This window comes from Dickeya poaceiphila (assembly GCF_007858975.2).
Taxonomy (GTDB): Bacteria; Pseudomonadota; Gammaproteobacteria; order Enterobacterales; family Enterobacteriaceae; genus Dickeya; species Dickeya poaceiphila.
Genome location: NZ_CP042220.2, coordinates 1,628,678 through 1,649,110, shown reverse-complemented (window position 1 = coordinate 1,649,110; position 20,433 = coordinate 1,628,678). Strand labels below are relative to the sequence as shown.

Sequence of the window (20,433 nt, the reverse complement as noted above, 5' to 3'; positions counted from 1 at the left end):
CACAAGAGCCGTCTTAAACCTCGTTTAGTCACTCACGGTAGTAACTAGTCAATAAGGGGTAACTATGGACAGAAAAAATGAGATTATTCAAACGCACCCGCTAGTGGGTTGGGATATCAGTACCGTTGACAGTTATGATGCAATGATGATCCGTTTGCATTACCTTTCTGCGGCGGATCAGGCGCCGGATGAAGCGCAGGTTGACCGGACATTATGGTTAACCACTGATGTGGCAAAACAGCTCATTTCAATTCTGGAGGCTGGTATTGCCAAAATCGAATCAAACGACTACCAGCCTGCTGACTACCTTAAGCATTAAGGTTTCTTATCTTTATCACCATTCACAATTTCATTTATCCACCCAGACGCCGCTCTTTTGAGCGGTGTCACATTTCTCACACCACCAAAATAATTAAGCACCTTATTTGTTTATAAATAAAAATCAACCATAGAAACACTCAATTAAATATAAAACAACAATTAAACAAATCAGTTTTTTCATTATTAAAATAAAATAAAAAAAATAATATTCATGATATATTTTTCAAACTATTTTAATGATACCTACATAAAAAATTAATTTTATTTTAAAATAAGAATACAGCATCAAAAATGTCATTTTTATATTGATTTTATGTTTTCACGCGGTTATTTTCTCGGAACGGTCGCTAATTAATGATAAGGATCTCGATAATGCTTTGGCGTAATACGTCAACTCGATATGGATATATCAGCGCACTCCTGCACTGGGCTAGTGCCATTACGATCTATGGTATGTTTGCATTAGGGTTATGGATGGTTACTTTGGGATATTATAACCCCTGGTACCACAATGCTCCGGAAATACATAAAGGCATAGGAATTCTGCTGTTTCTGGTTCTGCTTTTCCGGGTAATATGGCGCTGGTTATCGCCACCACTATCCAGTTATTCAGCATTAACGCGGATTGGTGCTACAGCCGCACATATCTTCCTGTACTTACTGTTATTCAGTATTCTTATTAGCGGCTATTTGATTTCCACCGCAGAAGGGCAAGCAATTTCTGTTTTTGGCTTGTTCTCTGTTCCTGCGACACTGAGTGGCATTCAAAATCAGGCAGACACTGCCGGTAAGATTCATTTGTATCTTGCATGGTCGGTTGTCGTTTTGTCTGTATTACACGCATTGGCAGCACTGAAGCATCACTTTATTGATCATGATGTAACATTAAAACGCATGTCCGGTCGGCATGTTGATTAGTTCATTTTGGAATTTAGGGAAAAATACCAAGGTTGAAAAAAAGTCTTCTGTTGGGTGCAGCTCTGGCATCTCTGCTCACCTGGACTGACGTTGCTTCCGCCGCTGATTATAAATTTGACAAAAAAGAACAACACGCATTTATTCAATTCCGTATTAAGCACTTAGGATATAGCTGGATTTACGGTTCATTTAAAGATTTCGACGGTACGTTTACCTTTGATGAAAATAATCCGTCTGCAGATAAAGTCAACGTCACTGTTAATACCAACAGTGTCGATACCAATCAGGCTGAACGCGATAAACACATTCGCAGTGCTGAATTATTAAATGCAGACAAATATCCCCAGGCAACCTTTACATCAACTGGCGTACAAAAAAATGGAGATGGATTAAAAATTACCGGTAATTTGACACTAAATGGTGTCACCAAACCGCTAATACTGGAAGCCAGACTGATGGGCCAAGGTGATAATCCATGGGGCGGATATCGTGCTGGTTTTGAAGCGAAAGGTAAGTTGATGTTAAAAGACTTTAATATCACTACCGATCTTGGCCCAGCCTCTCACGAGGTAGAATTAATTATTTCCCTCGAAGGTGTTCGCCAGAAATAAGATCCCGCGCAGAGCAATTACGCTCTGCGCACTTCTTCAACTAAATTATTTTTTCTCTTCCGATACAGAAATACCCAATGAGGCATTCAGTAATCCTTTAGCTTTATTAAATATTTTCATACTAGCTTCTCGATTTTTCCGACGCTGACGTTGTTCTTGAAGTGGTAGCCGGATCTCTTCCTGACACAACGCGCTACAACACCCCTCATATTTTTCCGCACAATCCGAGCACTGAATAAACAGCAAATGGCATCCTTGATTCTTACAGTTGACATGGGTATCACAGGACATTCGATGGAAAGAAAAAATCACAGTCCCCCCGCAGTATTGGTGCTGCGAGCCACATTATGTGACAGGGTTGTTTACTCAATTATAGCCAACCTCCCCGCAGCACTGTGCGGGGACACCGCCCTATTTTCCCCAACCAACTTAATGTCACCAAACGTTAAAATCCATATTTCACAGATGATATGATGAATACCGTATTGAATTTGCGGATAAAAGCACACGCGTGTTCTTTCGTCAAACGCGCCATCTTTGGTCGTTCTGCAGGAAAACGCTGATAACTCAATTAACCGTCGGCGCATTGCTCGCCTTTTTTTGATACTGAGGCTATGACACACATCCCCTCTTTCCATCGCTCATTGTTACACCCGCGTTACTGGCCAACGTGGGCAGGCATTGTTCTACTCTATCTGGTGGTATTGCTGCCTTATCCTCTCATCTATCGCATCGGCACAGGGCTGGGCCGGTTGTCTATGCGTTTTATGAAACGCCGCGTTGCTATCGCTCATCGCAATCTACAGCTCTGTTTCCCCGATATGCCTACAGCAGAACGGGAAAAACTGGTCAAGAAAAATTTTGAATCGGTCGGCATGGGCGTCATGGAAACCGGTATGGCATGGTTCTGGCCTAACTGGCGAGTAGAGTACTGGTTCAAAATAACCGGTATCGAAAACATGTTACCTTTACGCGAACAAAAACGCGGTGTGTTGTTGATTGGTCTGCATTTCCTTACTCTGGAAATCGGTGCACGTATCTTCGGTATACAAAATGCCGGTATCGGTGTTTACCGCCCCAACGACAATAAATTGATCGACTGGCTACAGACCTGGGGCAGAATGCGTTCTAACAAATCAATGCTGGATCGCAAAGACCTAAAAGGTATGATCCGCGCCCTGAAGCAGGGTGAAATTATCTGGTATGCCCCCGATCACGACTACGGTCCACGTAGTAGCGTATTTGTTCCTTTGTTTGCGGTTAAGAATGCAGCAACTACTGTCGGCAGCTATATACTGGCCCGCGCGGCAAAACCCGCTATTGTCCCGTTTGTACCCCGACGGTTACCTGGAGGGAAAGGCTATGAGTTAATCATTCGACCCGCGCAGTTGGATATTCCACTAGAAACTGAAGAAGCCACCGCTATCTGGATGAATAAACTCGTTGAAGAAAATATCCTGCTGGCGCCGGATCAATACATGTGGCTACATCGACGCTTTAAGACACGCCCAACAGGGGAAGCTTCATTGTATTAAATACCGTTGTATTAAATACCGCTGCATTACGTGCTGGGGTATTACCAGCCAGGAAAACATGATGGACGACACCACTCCGATTGACTGGAAACGCAACCTCTACATTGCCTGGTTGGGATGTTTTTTTACCGGAGCGGCCTTCAGCCTGGTCATGCCTTTTCTTTCACTGTATGTCGAACAACTCGGAATACAGGGTCATGAGGCGTTAAATCTTTGGTCAGGTGTTGTTTTCAGTATCACGTTTCTTTTTTCAGCAATCGCATCCCCCTTCTGGGGACGCCTTGCAGACCGCAAAGGGCGCAAGCTGATGTTGCTACGCTCTGCACTGGGAATGGCGGTCGTTATGGCGCTAATGGGTCTGGTGCAAAATATCTGGCAGTTTCTGCTGCTCAGAGCAGCATTAGGTATTTTGGGTGGTTTTGTTCCCAATGCCAACGCGTTAATCGCCACACAAGTACCACGTAGCCGCAGTGGCTGGGCACTGGGGACATTATCTACCGGCGCAGTGAGTGGTTCCTTGCTTGGTCCGTTGTTAGGGGGCTATCTGGCTGACACTTTCGGCTTGCGTCCTGTCTTTTTCATCACCGCTATAGTCTTGTTCATCTGCTTTCTGGTTACGCTGTTTTTCATCCAAGAGCGTATTGAGCCGGTACGGAAAAAAGATATGCTCAGCGGACGTCAGGTAATGGTTTCACTGAAGAATCCACATCTGGTCATGAGCCTGTTTATCACTACTCTTATCATCCAGGTAGCAACCGGTTCTGTCGCCCCGATACTGACGCTGTATGTACGAGAGCTAGCGGGCCAGACCGATAATCTGGCGTTTATTAGTGGCGCTATTGCCGCCATCCCTGGCGTTTCGGCACTGCTGAGTGCACCTCGATTGGGAAGACTCGGCGACAAAATTGGCCCAGAACGTATCCTGATAGCCATGCTGATCCTGTCGGTATTATTACTGATTCCTATGGCGTTCGTGCAGTCACCCTGGCAACTGGCAGCGTTACGATTCCTGCTCGGAGCTGCCGACGGCGCACTGCTGCCTGCCGTGCAAACGTTACTGATATACCACTCTTCTCATCAGGTTGCCGGGCGGATTTTCAGTTATAACCAATCATTCCGCGATGTCGGCAACGTAACAGGCCCATTATTGGGCGCCAGCGTGTCAGCAACCTTTGGGTTCAGGGCCGTATTTCTGGTTACCGCTTCCGTCGTGATGGTCAATGCTCTCTACTCGTGGTTATCTCTACGACGGAAACCAAACCCTGAGCTGATATCTGAGTCAGAATAAATTTCTGCGTACCAGAAACCGACATTCTATATAAGACGAACATAAAAAAAGCAACGGACCCGCCGTTGCTTTTTTATTAATAAACCACACAGGCTTATTCGCTTTTAATCACCGGAGCGTCAAGCGTCTGGTAGTGGTTTCGCCAGTCACTATAATTTTCTGGCTGGCTCCACACTCGCTGGTGCAAACGAGCTAATGTCACTGGATCACTCATCAGCGCTAAGCGCAAATTACCATCGACTTCATGAGGTTTACGGTTCAATGCATCATTGACGCGTTGCTCACGCATATCCTCAATCGGCTTGCTCAAGCAGTGACGAGCCGTTGCCATTGCACTGGATAACGCGTTGATCGACGGATCAAAAACCGCATGCATGAAACCATCATTCAACTTGCGCTCACGATTACGACGGAAATACTCGTCGGTCGCCACCAGTTCACGCGGTGGATCAGACTCTTCCGGGATCAGTAACAGCTTACCACGCTTGCAAGCCAACCCAAGGCCGGCACGGCTGGACAATGTTGACACTAACGGTGAAAGAATCAGTGAGAATACAATAGGCCCCAGCCACCACAAGAAACGTAAATCCAGCCACGCCATGCCAATCGCCCAAACCAACCCCAGCAACAGTTGAGAGCCATGACGTGCAAATGCTTCGCTCCAGGGAGTGGCATCATCATCACGCTGTGGCGATTTCCATTGCACTGACCATCCAAGAAACGCACTGACTACAAATACAGTATGAAACAGCATACGCACCGGAGCCAATAGTACGGAAAACAGCATTTCAATCAGCAGTGAGATGAATAGCCTGACTGAACCACCGTAGGACTTAGCCCCCTTGGCACACACCAAAATAACGCTCAGCAGTTTCGGCAGGAACAACAAAACTAATGTTGTAGAGAACAACGCTATAGCCAGCTCAGGTCTCCACTGCGGCCATACCGGGAACAATTGACGCGGCTGTAGAAAGTACTGCGGCTCCATCAACGTATGCACCACCTGCAATGCGGTAGAAAGTGCCAGAAACATGAACCACAACGGTGCAGACAAATAAGACATAACCCCTGTCAGAAAGACTGCACGATGCACCGGATGCATACCTTTGACCAGGAACAACCGAAAGTTCATCAGGTTACCCTGGCACCAACGACGGTCACGCTTTAATTCATCCAGCAGATTTGGTGGCAATTCTTCATAACTGCCTGGTAAATCATAGGCAATCCATACCCCCCATCCGGCACGACGCATCAGCGCCGCTTCGACAAAGTCGTGTGACAGAATCGAACCAGCAAAAGACCCTTCACCCGGCAGCGGCGCCAACGCACAATGCTCAATGAACGGCTTCACACGGATAATGGCGTTATGTCCCCAATAATGGGATTCACCCAACTGCCAGAAATGCAAACCGGCGGTGAACAACGGCCCATAGACACGAGTAGCGAATTGCTGACAGCGGGCATACAGCGTATCCATACCTGATGCACGCGGTGCAGACTGGATAATCCCAGCATTCGGGTTGGCCTCCATCAGCCGAACCAACGCAGTCAGACATTCGCCGCTCATCACGCTATCAGCGTCCAGCACCACCATATAGCTGTACTGATTACCCCAACGCCGACAAAAATCGTCAATGTTACCGCTCTTGCGTTTCACACGGCGACGACGACGGCGATAGAAAATACGACCAGCACCGCCAACTTCACGGCACAAATCCATCCAGGCTTTTTGTTCGGCGACACAAATATCCGGATCGTTGCTGTCGCTGAGTACATAAATATCAAAATGATCCAACTCACCAGTGGCAGCCACCGATTCGTATGTCGCCCGCAACCCTGCGAAGACTCGCTCCACATCCTCGTTGCAGATAGGCATGATCAACGCCGTGCGATGTTTCGGATTGAGCGGTTCATTGCCCGTCGTTGTCGAAGAGATGCTGTACCTATCCTTGCCAATCAGCAGTTGCAAGAACCCCATCAATGCGGTCCAGAAACCCGCCGATACCCAGCAGAACAAGACAGCAAACAGGATCAAGATTCCGCTTTGCAGGACATAGGGCAGCAACTGCATGACCGTACGCCATACATCCTGATGCACCATTTCAAAAGGATCGATCAATGCCCATCCCTGATAAGGAAGAATGGTCTTCATATACCAGGTAGCAATAGCGGTCTGAAATAACGTCAGTACTAGCAGGATATAGCGACGAATTGTCCCCACCTTGCGCCAGCGGTTTTCCGCTTCATTCTCTTCCGCCGTTTTATATTGATGGCGAAGAGGTTTGGAGCGCCCGTTGATCATATCCCACCAACGCACTATTGGGTTGGTCTGCCAGGCATCAGGGAACATGGAAGCGCGGGTAATGCGCGGCATAGCCTGCAGTGCAGTACGACCTTCACGGTCTTTGCACAGTTGCTTGCCACCATTTAGCCCATCTTCCCATGCCAGTTCCAGACGCCGTTTTACAGAAACCAGAGGGATATCATCTGGTGACTGCATAGTGACCACAGAACCATCAGACAGGGACTGATGTAAAGAAGACATATCCTGAGACGAAGACAATGTCTCACGTAAAGCCTCTGCCTGCCCAGCAGGCAGAGGCAAATTCTCGATATAATCGAGAGAAATAATTGATTTATTCATTAGCAGGCAGCTGATAGCTCCAGGTTTCAGTCAATGTGGTATCGCCATTGACCAGCGCCGCTCGCATTTCCGTTGGTTGTTTGTTGTCTTTAACCTTCAGACGCAGTGTAAGACGCCAGCCATGCGTTACCGGATTATAACGAACACTGTTTTCCACAATTTCACCGTTATCACCAATACTGACTTGTGACGCAACCGGCGCGTTCGAATCCAGGTCTTTCATTTTGCCACCGACAAAATCGACCAGAAATGCGATGGTGCCATCAGGCTGACGAATCAGGTTAGATTGTTTTACATCCCCCGTTGAACGCATGGTCTGCATGACATAAGCCTGTTCCGGCGAATGCAACGCTTCTTCATCTTTAGTGAAATGCAGGCGATACTTGACCTCCAACGGCTTACCTTTTTCAGGCAAGTTTTCCGGCGTCCAGAAAGCCACAATATTATCGTTGGTTTCGTCTGCAGTCGGAATCTCTACCAGTTCCACCTTACCTTTACCCCAGTCGCCTTTGGTTTCAACCCAACCACTGGGACGCAGGTCATAACGATCATCCAGATCTTCATAGCCAGAGAAATCACGTCCACGCTGCAGCAGACCAAAGCCTTTGGGATTCTCGATAGAATAGGTGCTTACCGACAGATGCTTCGGATTATTCAATGGACGCCAGATCCACTCACCATTGCCAGCGTGAATTGACAGACCATCAGAATCATGCAAAGCAGGACGGTAATTTAATGTTGGAGACGGCTGATTTGGCCCGAACAGGAACATGCTGGTCAGCGGGGCGACACCTAATTTGCCCACGTTGTCGCGCAGATAAACTTTAGCTTCCACATCCATCATGCTATCGCTGCCCGGATAGAGCACAAAGCGGTAAGCACCGACAGAACGCGGAGAATCCAGTAAGGCGTAGATCACCAGATGTTTATCTTCCGGTTTCGGATGTTCAATCCAGAATTCACGAAAACGCGGGAACTCTTCGCCAGACGGTAATGCCGTGTCGATAGCCAAACCACGGGCCGACAGACCATAAACCTGCCCTTTACCCACCATACGGAAATAACTCGCGCCCAACATGCTGAGAATTTCATCGTTCTTATCCGCTTTATTTACCGGATAGAGAACTTTGAAACCAGCGAAGCCCAAGTCTTTCACTGTCGCCGAATCATGATTGACAGAGCCAAAATTGAAATAATCAGTAGAATATTTGATTTCGTTGACTTCAGTGGCGGTTACTTCATTGATTTTGACTGGAATGTCAAAATACATGCCCTGATGGTAGAACTGCAATTTGAAAGGCGTCTGGTCCGAATTCCAGTAGGATTTATCCTGGTTGAAGCGAATCTGCTGATAATCGGCAAACTTCATGTCGCGAAACTGGGCCGGAAGATTGCTCTTTGGCGCTTCATACCCTTTTTCAGCAAGCTTTTCCGCCTTTTGAACCACATCATCAATGGAAAAAGCCCACGCATGTAACGATGTCAGAGACAGCATTACCGCAGCTGAAACCCAGCGAAGATTAGCAACCCGCTGCTTAACCCTAAATTTATTAACCAGCACATCTCCCCCTGTATGTGTGCCCAAATCAACTAAAACTCATATTAATGGATAAGTTAGCTTTCCGACAACTCGATAAAAGAATGGTTCATCATAATAGGTCATCGTTTAAACAACATTGACACACATAAATGACAAACCACCGTTTCCGTATGAAAAACCATAACGGATATATCGCTAGAAATGCTCCAGAATAGTCCGTTTAGCAACCAGACCAAATTTTCCTCTCACATGGCTGCAGTAGCAAGAAACTTCTGGCTCTGAAGGTTATTAACCGATGTTTTCTGGAAAGCAAAGCGTAGTTTTTTCACCTGATACGATCAGAAAAGAACATTTTCTTAACCATTATGCCATGATCGGGTACAGTGCCGCCCATGTTGCTTTTTTCTTATCACCGTATGTAGCGCATGTCCCTGTTTGAGCTAAGACAACGGCACTTCCCTGCCTGGGTTGGGATAATAGCCTTTGTTATAATCTTTTTGGCCCCTCCCATTTCGCAATCACTGGGAACCCGCCATCACGTTCAAACGCCGCCACACCATTCATTACCGGTGATAGCCGCCATCCCGGACCATCACAGCCACCACGTCATACCCTCAGCCATGAAGACAGCTGAGGATAAAGAAAAGATGGGCATGGATCATGCCGCTTGTGGTTATTGTGTCCTGCTTTCTTATCTGCCGTTACTGGCATTATCGGGCTGGCTTCAACCAATCCCAACAGCCTGGCTACCTCGCTGGCTGTCGATGTACTCCATATTTACCCTGCTTTATACCCCACACTTCCTGTCACCATTACCGCGCGCGCCTCCTCATCAGCAAGCGTTTGTTCACTGACGTGGTGTCCGATACCGCTTACGACTGGTTTTATTGATGGGATCATCATCTCAGATGCCACGTAACAACTGTGCCTGCCGACAGGAGAAATACGTTTTATTGTCGGCTACTGGTTTACTCTATTGCGGAGGTTTTATGTCCGAGTCAAAAACCGAGACATCGTTTATTCAAGCAGAAACACTCACACATGCACCGCCTGCGCACGATACATATCGTGACCATCAAGTTCGCTCTCAGAGCGCGGCATTACAGGCATTATTACTGCGATTGCATTTTTATATTGGATTATTCGTTGGCCCGTTCATCTTTATTGCGGCACTGACCGGAACCCTATATGTCCTTACGCCACAGATTGAAGCAAAACTCTATTCTCACCAGTTATTTACTAACACTACCGGCGCGCCCCGGTTATTATCGCAACAGATTACGGCAGCGACTCATGCTTTAGGTGATAAAGCCCAGTACGCCCGGCTGATAGCGGTTCGTCCAGCACCGGGGGGCGGACAGACGACACGGGTGTTGTACGCTCTGCCGGACCTTGGTCCATCCGAAAGTTTCGCCGTATTCGTGGATCCAGTCTCACTCGACATCCGTGGTGCGCTGACAACATATGGAACCAGCGGCATACTGCCATTCCGTATCAGTCTGGATTATTTGCATCGAAACCTGTTGTTGGGCGATATCGGTCGTCACTACAGTGAATTGGCCGCGTCCTGGTTATGGATTGCCGCGTTGGGTGGTGTGTATATCTGGTTATCGACTCGCAAAAGCCCCCCTCGTCTACGCCGAGCCTCCCCAACCACGCGTCCAAGCCCCGCCTGGCAACGCCAGCAATTACGCAGCAATCACGCTCTCACAGGCCTGATGTTGCTCATAGGGTTGCTATTCTTTTCAGCAACCGGCCTAACCTGGTCACGCTGGGCAGGTAACCACATCGCTCAGTTTCGTGCAGTTATGGGTTGGCAAACACCGTCAGTCAATACCAGACTGGACTCGATACCGGTCTCTCTTGCTTCACCTCACGCGGAGCACAGCATGATGTCGATGCCGATGGCACCCTCCCCCATGGCATTACAAAGCACCGTCGATAGCGTACTGGCTGCGGCCAGAAAAGCCGGTATTGATGCTGGGAAAATAGAGATTCGCCCGGCGCTCAAACCTCAGCAAGCGTGGACTGTGAGTGAAATTGATCGGTCATGGCCGACACAAGTTGATGCCGTAGCGATTGATCCAACGACATTCCGCGTGATAGACAAAGTCAACTTCACCGACTATCCATTAGCGGCTAAATTGACGCGATGGGGGATTGACGCACACATGGGAATTCTGTTTGGCCTACCCAATCAGCTATTACTCGCAGCCTTTGGTATCGCGCTATGTAGCCTGATTGCATGGGGATATCGGATGTGGTGGGCACGACGCCCGACGCGTCTCCCCACACGGAACCCGGCACAAACCTTAACGATGGCTTTCCTGCAACTGAATGGCCGCTTCCGTCTGCTGATTCTGGTTATTACAAGTATGCTGGCTCTCAGTCTGCCAGTTATGGGAATCAGCTTGATGCTATTCTTGCTGATCGATATCTGGCGCTGGTCGAGACAGCAACAGATAACCTGACCCTTGCCTACCCACCGAAAGTTTTGTCAATTAATGAGCGCTCATAGCAGCGCTCCTGATTATCAATCTGGCTGCATGTGGATATAAAAACGCAGCCACTCAATTACGCATTGCCGTTTTGATTAGGCATCATTCCGGTCAGAATGTTGCCCATTCCTGTTTGTCAGGCACACTCCCATCTTTTACATCCGGTAGCCCCACCAGCCCTTTCTCATCAAACTGGCGTCGTGCCGTCCCATTGCCGGATAAGTGGGGGGTCAGTTTGAACACACTGACGGTTTTTGCCAGCGTTTGCGCCTGCTCCTGCAACGACAGCGCTGCAGCGGCGGATTCCTCGACTAATGCCGCATTCTGTTGTGTTGTGGTATCAATCTGCCCTATCGCCAGGTTGATCTGATTAATACCCTCGCTCTGCTCTTGAGCAGCTTTGGCAATTTCAGTGATAACATCACCTGCATTGTGCGCATTATCAATCACTTCGCCCATAGTCTGTTCCGTATTTTCCACCAGCAACATGCCTTCTTGCACTTTTTGTACCGAGTTATCAATCAGGGATTTTATTTCCTTGGCGGAATTGGCACTACGCTGCGCCAACGCCCGAACTTCGCTGGCCACAACGGCGAATCCCCGACCTTGTTCACCTGCCCGTGCAGCTTCAACTGCCGCATTCAAGGCCAGTATGTTGGTCTGGAAGGCAATACTATCAATAACACCGATAATTTCTGCCATTCGCTGAGAGGCATTACGTATTTCACGCATTTCCCGCGTAACATTCGCCATCATGTCACCACCCTGACGGACAATACCGGAAGCTTGACCCGCCAGCGAAGCCGCGTGCTCTGTATTTGCCGCCGTATTCTTGATAGTCGCGGTCAGTTGTTCAATCGATGCCGCGGTCTGCTCCAGCGAACTGGCCTGTTCCTCAGTACGTGCAGACAGGTCCTGATTACCCGCTGCAATCTGCGATGCAGCAGAAGAAATGGTTTCGGCGCCATCACGCACCTGGGTAACGATATTGCGCAGATTGCCATTCATCTCATACAACGCCTGCAGCAACTTACCGGTTTCATCCTGCGTACAGACGGAGGTTTCGGATGTCAAATCGCCTTTAGCAACCTTTTCAGCCAGCATTAACGCCTCCTGCAACGGATGCGTCACGCTACGGGTAATTCCCCATGCGATAAACCCGCCAGCCACAATGCTAATAATGAAGACGAACCACAGCATCATACGAACCTCGCGATAGCTTTGTTGTACCGCTTCGCGGGCGCTATTCATTTGGTCATTCTGATAATCGACGAACTCGGCGACTTTAGCTTTATATTTTTGCTGCAATGCCTGAGACACATTCATTAACTCTGCTACAGCTTCTCGTTTATTACCACGACTGATCAGATCCATCAATTTATTTCCCGACACGCTATACTCGCTGCGAATTTGCTGAATGCCTTTAAGCAAACTGACAGAATGCTCATCTTTAGCATTTTTACTTAAATCAGCTAATAACGTTGTAATCTCTTCTGAATGTCGTTTAATTTCTGCAGATTTGTTTCGGATATCGGAATCAGAATCCAGCACCAACACCAACTGCTGCCCCAATAAAGCGTCATTTAATTCGCCAATCAGTTTATTTCCTTTTGCCGTCAGTGGATAAAGATCAGAAACGGCGTAATCCATTTCTCGGCTAAAATCGCTCAATTTGTTTAACGCCACCCCACCGGCAATCAGTAGCATCATGATAAGAAATGAAAACCCGATTGCCAGTCTGTAACCTATTTTAAAGTTAGAAAAATTCATCTCAAGCTCCTTTAACAAAATCCTTTCGTTTGCAATCCAATAAAAATCGAGTGGTAAATAATTTATATTTACCAAGTTTCATACCTTAATAAATCCATTCCATTACAATATGAACCATGGGCACGCCATCTCTGCCTGGATATAAGGAAAGCAAGGTGAAGTAATAACACAAATCTCTTACCTGCGCATAGCACGATAGAACTGGTATGATCTAGCCGCAATGAGTCAAGATCAGATTCTGAATCACTCATGTTGATACACTTTTCGTACCAGCATGTTATTACAGTACAGGAAATCATTTTTCCTCCATGATTATCATTTCCTGCCATGAATCAGCTCATACCATGGCATGGCTATTTATATACCCGTCATACTTCACGTTGCAGGTGCGTTGACTTTATTATTACCCAACCCATCCTAAGCCTCACTCCTGTGGGGCTGCCGCCAGCACACTCACTTGCCGCGTGACAACGTTCATCATAAGCCTTGTCCTGACGGGCCAACGCGTTGCGTTGTTCAACACGCAGTGCATGTTGTCCTGCAACTCACATTATTTTGGGTATACCCGCTATTAACAATAACCGAATAAGGCATCCTGCCCTCCCCATTAACAGCGCAACCACCCTGTTCGGGTAACTACACAGATAATGGATTCTTTCACATTATAAAAGTAATGATAAGTGAATTGTGATTGACGGCAAAAAAATATTATAGAACGCTCCACATCATCATGTAATCACTTACGTAAATTTTCCCATTCAGGAAATCCTGTTATCTCAGATAACGTTTCTCTTTGAAATTAATACCATTCCATTATCACACAGAGAAATGCTCTATTAATTTTGGAAAAACCGACCAGATATTTATCTTTTTAAGGATGTTTAGGATGATAAATTTCTCTTATTTTATTCAGATGCATTTGTGGCTTACACCCGTCATTCTGATGATTTATAATAAGTTATACAATTCAGTTGGCGTTAGTTTCAAAATAGGTATCGACCAACAAGCAAAAACTATTCTCTCTTTTTCCCATGAAATTAAGTAGACTGACGCTTATTCAAGCCATATTCAGATATCAGCAAGCGCTGTCGTAGCTCGTCTTCTCCAACAAACATTTCCCTCCATAGCACATTGGCCTCTACTCTTGGGGGCTAAAGCAGTTGAATTAAGAGAGACATAAGCGAGATACATGCTGTATCACTACTGTGGATACAGCATGTGCGATGAGAGGAATTACTTCTTCCTGGACAGACCCTTGCCTTTCAGCAGTTGACGAAGCTTCTTGATTTCCTTTGCTGTCAGTGGCTGCTCCACGATTTCTTCGGTATTCTGACTATCAACGATCTCTGCCTCATCAGTCCCATGGGCATGGTCTTCGATATCAAAACTTCTCAGCAAACGGGCACTGACCTCAGCGCTGATAGAAACCTCGTTTTCCAACGCGGCCGCTTTGATCTTTTCTTTCAGCTCCGAAGGGATTTTCAGTGACAGACTTGATATCTCACTCATTTCATTACCTTTTATGGCAGGATAAAATCTCAAACTATGCCAGTATGTTGGCAAAGTCCATACTGAAACAAAAAATTAATATATATGTAATCAAAACAACAAAAAAACATAAAAAATACACCTATTAAATGTGATATACATCACGGTTTTATTTAGGTTATTTCAATCACCATTTATCCCTACAACAGCAGCAACCTGCTGTGGATTAGTTTATCGTTTTCAATCAACCGTTCAGTTTACAAAGTAAAGAATCATCGAAAAAATGAACAAATAAATTCAGATTTTTCCTGATCTTCATTCTTTGACATGTCCGTCAAAAATAAATTAGAAATACGCGTAATATTATTACAACGTAAGCTTCGCCGCAGATTGCGCCTATGACAAGAAGCTAGCTTGTTAACATTTGACAGACATCGTCAGTTGGAAATGAGGAAGATTGTTACTGCGTTGACGAAGATACAGAATGACGTGACTGTGCCCATGTCACAAGGCTGCCTGCTGGTATGTCTATCCGGGTACCATTCGGGCATGGTTAATAGATTGATCAGAAAATTTTAACAGCATAGAATACGCCCCCCGGCAACCATAAGGAAATAAAAGTGTCGCACCATCATCTGTGGGAAATGATAAGAACCCTGTATTTCCTTGGCCTTTCGGTCTCAATGCTATTTACTTTTTTTATGAGTAAGGATAATTCTTTGGTTATGCGTTTTCTGGCTGCAATATTAATCGGTATCACCTGGCCATTAAGTTTTCCCGTAGTGATCGTTTTTTCATTTTTTTAATTATTATTACTTAATCAATTAGCAGACATGATATTCATTGTCCGGTTCGGCTACGGTCACTACAAACATTGATAATTCATGGTGGCTGAGTCTGTACCAGCATCTCAATCAAACATGACCTTAACCAAGCAATCGTGTCTTAACCGCGCGCACCTATTAATCCGGTAATTCGTTTTCCGACTGTGGTTGCTCCAACATCGCCTGAAGATCTTGTCTTAGCAGCGACATCTGACTGGCATACTTCTCCTTATGCTCTGCATCTTCAAGCAATTGCACGATAGTTTCTGACAAAGTTATGCCACGACGCTGTGCCAGCGCCGCCAGACGCTGCCAAACCAGATATTCAAGATCGATAGATTTTTTACGGGTATGTTGATGTTCAGCGTTGAAGTGCCGTTTACGTCGGGCACGAATCGTCTGCTTCATGCGGTTTTCCAGCATCGGATTCATGCACTGAGCAATCCACTCCAAAACCAATACCGGCTGGTTTTCCATTTTCAGCAAACGGCTTACCGCTTCATCAGCCGCGCTTTGCTCAATAAAACGCGTAACAGGCTCGCCCTCGCGATGTTTTTTGACCAGGTACTTCCACTTCCAGCCGCACTCAAGATTTTTTAGTTGTTGATATTTCATACATTATTCTTTAGTGACCGTGTAACGTGCCTGAACTTGTCCCCATTGTTGCCCGATATCCACGCAACAGGCAATCCCTGATTGATTATTTTTCATCCAAAATGCGCCCTGAATGCTTTCTTGCTAACCTCTTCACTCTCAGCACATATGCAGCCTTAAGAATTCTTGTATAATCGCCCTTTCCCTTTAAACAACTACAGCAGATACTTTGACCAGTAACCGACTCGAATGGCAGCAACTGCTGCCCGATCATACGCCATATCAAACGTTATTTTCCCAGGCAGCGCAACTTGCCCCCGCCGAATTCTCCATGGTGCAGCCGCGGCTGGCCGATGCGCTGACGATTTTCTGTCATCCCCGCTCACCGTCCCGGTTCATGTTATTGAAAGCTCAGGAGAATAACGCTTATCTGGCAGTGATTGCCAATGCCATCGCTCAATTGCCTGGCCAGCAGTCAGAAATGCCGCACGGCTGCCGTTATCACATTGATGGTCGTCAGATCAGCATCCAGCCAGCCCAGTACACAGATGATAATTTCGCAGCGACGCTGCGTTGCGGCTATCAGGAGTGGATCGAACCGGAACAGCTATTTGGTTGCGTGCGCATGTACAAAGATGACATCAGCCTGCAACCTGGCCTGCTGCATCGCGTCAATGGCGGCACGTTGATCCTGTCCGCCCGAACGTTACTGGCTCAACCACTGATGTGGCTACGGCTAAAGCAGATAATCATTGATGGTCAGTACCACTGGCTATCGCCCGACGAACGGCGACCTCTACCGGTAGAAATTCCATCAATGCCTATCGACCTGCGTCTGATAGTGCTCGGTGATCGTGAAAGTCTGGGCGACATCCATGACATGGAACCGGAGCTGGGTGAACTGGCTATCTACGGTGAATTTGAATCGCACCTCCAGTTGATCGAACCTGAAGACATGGTGCACTGGTGTTCTTACATCAATGCCTTGTGTCTGGAAAATCAATTGCCGTTGCTGACTGCTGACGCCTGGCCAGAACTGTTCACACTGGCAGTACGCTACAGTGGTGATCAGGGCAATGTTCCCTTATGCCCGCAATGGTTGACCCACCAGCTTAAACACGCCGCACTCTATGCCCGTGAGGAAGAGATTACCGGACAAGCGATCATTGATGCCGTCACAGCACGCCGCTGGCGTGAAGGTTATCTCTCCGAGCGTATGCAAGATGAAATCGAACTCGGCCAAGTATTGATCGAAACCGAAGGCGACATTATTGGTCAGGTTAATGGTCTGTCGGTGCTGGAATACGCTGGCTATCCGCTGATGTTTGGCGAACCAACCCGAATTAGTTGCGTCGTACATCCTGGAGATGGCGAGCTGACCGATGTTGAGCGTAAAGCAGAATTGGGCGGTAATCTTCATGCCAAGGGTATGATGATCATGCAGGCATTTCTGATTTCCGAACTGGAGTTGGAACAACAACTGCCGTTTTCTGCTTCAATCGTGTTTGAGCAGTCCTATGGCGAAGTTGACGGCGACAGCGCTTCACTGGCTGAACTCAGCGCCTTGATCAGTGCGTTGTCGCAATTTCCGATCAATCAACAACTGGCGGTGACCGGTTCTGTCGACCAGTTTGGACATGTACAACCGATTGGTGGCGTCAACGAAAAGATCGAAGGATTTTTCGAGGTATGCCAGCGCCGTGGTTTGACAGGCAAACAAGGCGTCATTATCCCGGCAACCAACCAGCGTCATTTATGCCTGTTACCAGACGTTATCGACGCAGTGCGCGAAGAACAATTCCATATCTATGCTGTAGATTCGGTAGCCGAAGCACTGATGCTGTTAACTCAGGTACCGTACGATGATGACCAGCAGCCCAGCCTGTTGGCCGCAATCCGTGAACGCATTGCACAGCTGTCACCTCAGGAGCGACGCCGCTTCCCGTGGTTTTTTCGATAAGGAAACTGGTTGGGCCAGAAGCAACGGACTTGCTCAGCGTACATCTGTACGCTAACCTGCCTGCTCCACAAAAACAGGGCTTATAGAAACATGGTAGACAAACGCGATTCCTATTCCAAAGAAGACCTTTTCGCCAGCGGACGCGGTGAACTGTTTGGTCCACAAGGGCCACTACTGCCGTCTGGCAACATGCTGATGATGGATCGTGTCATCTCGATGACCGAAGAAGGTGGTCTGCATGGAAAAGGCTATGTGGAAGCAGAACTGGACATCCATCCAGAACTGTGGTTCTTCGGTTGCCACTTCATTGGCGACCCGGTAATGCCTGGGTGCCTGGGCCTGGATGCTATGTGGCAGTTGGTAGGCTTCTACCTTGGCTGGCTGGGTGGTGAAGGCAAGGGGCGCGCGCTGGGCGTGGGCGAAGTGAAATTCACCGGTCAGGTGCTGCCGGATGCTAAAAAGGTAACTTATCGCATCCACTTCAAACGCGTTATCAACCGTAAGCTGATCATGGGCATCGCGGATGGCGAAGTTCTGGTGGATGGCCGTTTGATTTACACTGCGACCGACCTGAAAGTAGGTCTGTTCAAAGACACCAGCACGTTCTGATATCTGGAAAAAACGCGGCGTAAACGTCGCGTTTTGCTATAAACGCGGTTCAAGGCGCTCCTTGTCTCCAGCTTTATCTGCGATTTTTCTGTATTCCTTCACGTTACAATTCCTCCTAATTAATAATGTTCCCCTGTGTATCTGCCTCTTTCCTACAATTACTGACCCCTTTGCTGCAACGATAAAAGGGTACATGGTCAGGTAGTAAGGGCACACGTCCACGGATGCGATCAGCTACCTTCTCTGCCATCATGATGGTGGTGGCATTAAGATTGCCCGTAATAATCTGCGGCATGATCGATGCATCGACTACCCGCAATCCACTAAGGCCATGAACCCGCCCCTGACCATCCACCACTGCCATCGCATCCAGTCCCATTTTGCATGAGCAGGAAGGATGGTAAGCGGTTTGCGCATACTGGCGAATAAACGCATCCAGCTCGTCGTCAGTTTTCGCTTGCGACCCTGGGCTTATTTCCTCACCCCGATAGCGATTCAATGCTGGCTGCGACATGATTTCCCGGCTAATACGAATCGCTGCACGAAACTCCAGCCAGTCCTGCTCGGTGGACATATAGTTAAACAGAATATCTGGATGCTGCCGCGGATTACGAGAGCGCACATGGATGCGGCCACGACTGGGCGAACGCATCGACCCGGCATGTATCTGAAATCCATGCGTACGGACTGCCTGAGTACCGTTATAATTGATGGCCACCGGTAAGAAATGGAATTGCAGATTAGGCCGGTCATATGCTTCGCTGCTACGAATAAACCCACCTGCTTCAAACTGATTACTGGCGCCGATGCCGGTACCCAAAAGCAGCCATTCAGCGCCAATCTTCGGCTGATTAAACCACTTTAGCGCCGGATAGAGCGAAACCGGTTGTTTACAACGGTATTGCAAATACATTTCCAGATGATCTTGCAGATTCTGCCCAACCCCCGGCAAGTGCTGCACCAACGGAATATCCAGATTGCGCAGCAAATCAGCCGGACCAACGCCAGAGCGCTGCAATATCTGTGGCGATGCAATGGCTCCTGCGCACAGCAACACTTCCCGCCGCGCGGAGATGTACTGTGACTGGTTACTGCTGCCATGCAGATAACTGACGCCTGTAGCCCGCGAGCCGTCAAACACAATGCGATCAATCAGCGTATGGGTCACGATAGTTAAATTCGGACGTCCACGCGCCATGTCCAGATAACCACGAGCGGTGCTGGAGCGGCGCCCACGGGGAGTCACAGTACGATCCATAGGGCCAAACCCTTCCTGCTGATAGCCATTCAGATCATCCGTACGCGGATAACCCGCTTGTACGCCTGCATCGACCATCGCATGAAAAAGCTCGTTATTTCCCGCTTTGGGTGTCGTCACACATACCGGTCCCTGATCGCCATGATATACATTAGCGCCAATGTCACGCCGCTCCGACTTGCGGAAATACGGCAGGCAATGATGATAACGCCAGTCCGCTAAACCGGGCTGGCTGGCCCAGTGTTCAAAATCCATCGCATTACCGCGAATGTAGCACATGCCATTGATCAGCGATGATCCCCCAAGCCCTTTACCGCGTCCACACTCCATACGACGGTTATTCATATGCGGCTCTGGAGCCGTTTCATAAGCCCAGTTATAGCGCCGTCCCTGCAGTGGCCAGGCTAATGCGGCAGGCATCTGGGTACGGAAATCCAGTCGATAGTCTGATCCGCCAGCCTCCAGCAGCAGCACGCTGACATCCTGCTCTTCCGTCAAACGGGCAGCCAGCACGTTACCGGCAGAACCCGCACCAATAATGATGTAGTCATACTCCATGTCATCCTCCGTCAGTA

Annotated in this window: 16 protein-coding genes and 1 pseudogene; 10 read left to right on the top strand and 7 right to left on the bottom strand. The window is 47.8% G+C overall.

Features of this window, described 5'->3' with window-relative positions; genetic code table 11:
* The first annotated feature begins 64 nt into the window (after window positions 1-64).
* The 3 genes from bssS (at window position 65) to Dpoa569_RS07395 (ending at window position 1,850) form a co-directional block, all read left to right on the top strand.
* Window positions 65-319: a biofilm formation regulator BssS gene (gene bssS, locus Dpoa569_RS07405; RefSeq protein ID WP_042871214.1), complete on the top strand. Its 255-nt coding sequence runs from the start codon at window positions 65-67 to the stop codon at window positions 317-319.
* 374 nt (window positions 320-693) lie between these two features.
* A complete protein-coding gene (locus Dpoa569_RS07400; RefSeq protein ID WP_042871216.1) occupies window positions 694-1,239 on the top strand; it encodes a cytochrome b in 546 nt (181 codons plus the stop codon).
* 32 nt (window positions 1,240-1,271) lie between these two features.
* Complete coding sequence (locus Dpoa569_RS07395) at window positions 1,272-1,850, top strand: YceI family protein (protein ID WP_042871218.1); 579 nt, start codon at window positions 1,272-1,274, stop codon at window positions 1,848-1,850.
* A 45-nt stretch (window positions 1,851-1,895) separates the two neighbouring features.
* On the opposite strand, the pseudogene Dpoa569_RS07390 reads toward Dpoa569_RS07395, so the two are convergent.
* Window positions 1,896-2,135: pseudogene (locus tag Dpoa569_RS07390) on the bottom strand (rhodanese-related sulfurtransferase); the annotation flags it as partial.
* A gap of 329 nt (window positions 2,136-2,464) precedes the next feature.
* Between Dpoa569_RS07390 and Dpoa569_RS07385 the strand changes: the two are divergent.
* Both Dpoa569_RS07385 and mdtG read left to right on the top strand, forming a co-directional pair.
* The gene (locus Dpoa569_RS07385) at window positions 2,465-3,385 is read left to right on the top strand and encodes a Kdo(2)-lipid IV(A) acyltransferase (protein WP_042871220.1); all 921 of its coding nucleotides are present in this window, start codon (window positions 2,465-2,467) and stop codon (window positions 3,383-3,385) included.
* A gap of 61 nt (window positions 3,386-3,446) precedes the next feature.
* Window positions 3,447-4,673, top strand: coding sequence for a multidrug efflux MFS transporter MdtG (mdtG, locus tag Dpoa569_RS07380; protein WP_128569733.1), 1,227 nt, complete (start codon window positions 3,447-3,449; stop codon window positions 4,671-4,673).
* Window positions 4,674-4,767: 94 nt separating this feature from the next.
* Here the strand turns inward: mdtG and mdoH are convergent, their stop codons facing one another.
* Both mdoH and Dpoa569_RS07370 read right to left on the bottom strand, forming a co-directional pair.
* A complete protein-coding gene (gene mdoH / locus Dpoa569_RS07375; RefSeq protein WP_042871223.1) occupies window positions 4,768-7,317 on the bottom strand; it encodes a glucans biosynthesis glucosyltransferase MdoH in 2,550 nt (849 codons plus the stop codon).
* The gene (locus tag Dpoa569_RS07370; protein ID WP_128569821.1) at window positions 7,310-8,812 is read right to left on the bottom strand and encodes a glucan biosynthesis protein G; all 1,503 of its coding nucleotides are present in this window, start codon (window positions 8,810-8,812) and stop codon (window positions 7,310-7,312) included. The genes mdoH and Dpoa569_RS07370 overlap by 8 nt, the downstream gene beginning before the upstream one ends.
* 470 nt (window positions 8,813-9,282) lie before the next feature.
* Here Dpoa569_RS07370 and Dpoa569_RS07365 point away from each other — a divergent pair, with 470 nt between their 5' ends.
* Window positions 9,283-9,711 carry a DUF2946 domain-containing protein gene (locus Dpoa569_RS07365; protein ID WP_071604310.1) on the top strand — a complete coding sequence of 143 codons (429 nt, stop codon included), beginning with the start codon at window positions 9,283-9,285 and terminating at the stop codon, window positions 9,709-9,711.
* A 135-nt stretch (window positions 9,712-9,846) separates the two neighbouring features.
* The gene (locus Dpoa569_RS07360) at window positions 9,847-11,328 is read left to right on the top strand and encodes a PepSY-associated TM helix domain-containing protein (protein ID WP_042871226.1); all 1,482 of its coding nucleotides are present in this window, start codon (window positions 9,847-9,849) and stop codon (window positions 11,326-11,328) included.
* Between the two features lie 138 nt (window positions 11,329-11,466).
* Here the strand turns inward: Dpoa569_RS07360 and Dpoa569_RS07355 are convergent, their stop codons facing one another.
* The gene (locus Dpoa569_RS07355; RefSeq protein WP_042871228.1) at window positions 11,467-13,125 is read right to left on the bottom strand and encodes a methyl-accepting chemotaxis protein; all 1,659 of its coding nucleotides are present in this window, start codon (window positions 13,123-13,125) and stop codon (window positions 11,467-11,469) included.
* 1,233 nt (window positions 13,126-14,358) lie between these two features.
* Window positions 14,359-14,634, bottom strand: a complete 276-nt coding sequence (locus Dpoa569_RS07350; RefSeq protein ID WP_042871230.1) for a hypothetical protein — start codon at window positions 14,632-14,634, stop codon at window positions 14,359-14,361.
* Window positions 14,635-15,233: 599 nt separating this feature from the next.
* Between Dpoa569_RS07350 and Dpoa569_RS07345 the strand changes: the two genes are divergently transcribed.
* On the top strand, window positions 15,234-15,419 hold the full coding sequence (locus Dpoa569_RS07345; RefSeq protein ID WP_128569734.1) for a GhoT/OrtT family toxin: 186 nt from the start codon (window positions 15,234-15,236) through the stop codon (window positions 15,417-15,419).
* Between the two features lie 156 nt (window positions 15,420-15,575).
* Here Dpoa569_RS07345 and matP read toward each other — a convergent pair whose 3' ends face one another.
* Entirely contained in the window at window positions 15,576-16,052 is a 477-nt protein-coding gene (matP, locus tag Dpoa569_RS07340; protein WP_042871232.1) for a macrodomain Ter protein MatP, read from the bottom strand.
* 208 nt (window positions 16,053-16,260) lie between these two features.
* Here matP and Dpoa569_RS07335 point away from each other — a divergent pair, with 208 nt between their 5' ends.
* Together Dpoa569_RS07335 and fabA are read left to right on the top strand one after the other, a co-directional pair.
* Window positions 16,261-17,991, top strand: a complete 1,731-nt coding sequence (locus Dpoa569_RS07335) for an AAA family ATPase (protein ID WP_042871234.1) — start codon at window positions 16,261-16,263, stop codon at window positions 17,989-17,991.
* A gap of 90 nt (window positions 17,992-18,081) precedes the next feature.
* Complete coding sequence (fabA, locus tag Dpoa569_RS07330; RefSeq protein WP_042871237.1) at window positions 18,082-18,600, top strand: bifunctional 3-hydroxydecanoyl-ACP dehydratase/trans-2-decenoyl-ACP isomerase; 519 nt, start codon at window positions 18,082-18,084, stop codon at window positions 18,598-18,600.
* A 115-nt stretch (window positions 18,601-18,715) separates the two neighbouring features.
* Here the strand turns inward: fabA and betA are convergent, their stop codons facing one another.
* Window positions 18,716-20,416, bottom strand: coding sequence for a choline dehydrogenase (gene betA, locus Dpoa569_RS07325; RefSeq protein ID WP_050569460.1), 1,701 nt, complete (start codon window positions 20,414-20,416; stop codon window positions 18,716-18,718).
* Window positions 20,417-20,433 lie beyond the last annotated feature (17 nt).

Excerpts from the sequence above, each read along its gene's own strand:
- bssS (WP_042871214.1), top strand. The coding sequence starts at position 65 with ATGGACAGAAAAAATGAGATTATTCAAACGCACCCGCTAGTGGGTTGG.
- Dpoa569_RS07400 (WP_042871216.1), top strand. The coding sequence starts at position 694 with ATGCTTTGGCGTAATACGTCAACTCGATATGGATATATCAGCGCACTC.
- Dpoa569_RS07385 (WP_042871220.1), top strand. The coding sequence starts at position 2,465 with ATGACACACATCCCCTCTTTCCATCGCTCATTGTTACACCCGCGTTAC.
- mdtG (WP_128569733.1), top strand. The coding sequence starts at position 3,447 with ATGGACGACACCACTCCGATTGACTGGAAACGCAACCTCTACATTGCC.
- mdoH (WP_042871223.1), bottom strand. The coding sequence starts at position 7,317 with ATGAATAAATCAATTATTTCTCTCGATTATATCGAGAATTTGCCTCTG.
- Dpoa569_RS07370 (WP_128569821.1), bottom strand. The coding sequence starts at position 8,812 with ATGCTGTCTCTGACATCGTTACATGCGTGGGCTTTTTCCATTGATGAT.
- Dpoa569_RS07365 (WP_071604310.1), top strand. The coding sequence starts at position 9,283 with ATGTCCCTGTTTGAGCTAAGACAACGGCACTTCCCTGCCTGGGTTGGG.
- Dpoa569_RS07360 (WP_042871226.1), top strand. The coding sequence starts at position 9,847 with ATGTCCGAGTCAAAAACCGAGACATCGTTTATTCAAGCAGAAACACTC.
- Dpoa569_RS07355 (WP_042871228.1), bottom strand. The coding sequence starts at position 13,125 with ATGAATTTTTCTAACTTTAAAATAGGTTACAGACTGGCAATCGGGTTT.
- Dpoa569_RS07350 (WP_042871230.1), bottom strand. The coding sequence starts at position 14,634 with ATGAGTGAGATATCAAGTCTGTCACTGAAAATCCCTTCGGAGCTGAAA.
- matP (WP_042871232.1), bottom strand. The coding sequence starts at position 16,052 with ATGAAATATCAACAACTAAAAAATCTTGAGTGCGGCTGGAAGTGGAAG.
- fabA (WP_042871237.1), top strand. The coding sequence starts at position 18,082 with ATGGTAGACAAACGCGATTCCTATTCCAAAGAAGACCTTTTCGCCAGC.
- betA (WP_050569460.1), bottom strand. The coding sequence starts at position 20,416 with ATGGAGTATGACTACATCATTATTGGTGCGGGTTCTGCCGGTAACGTG.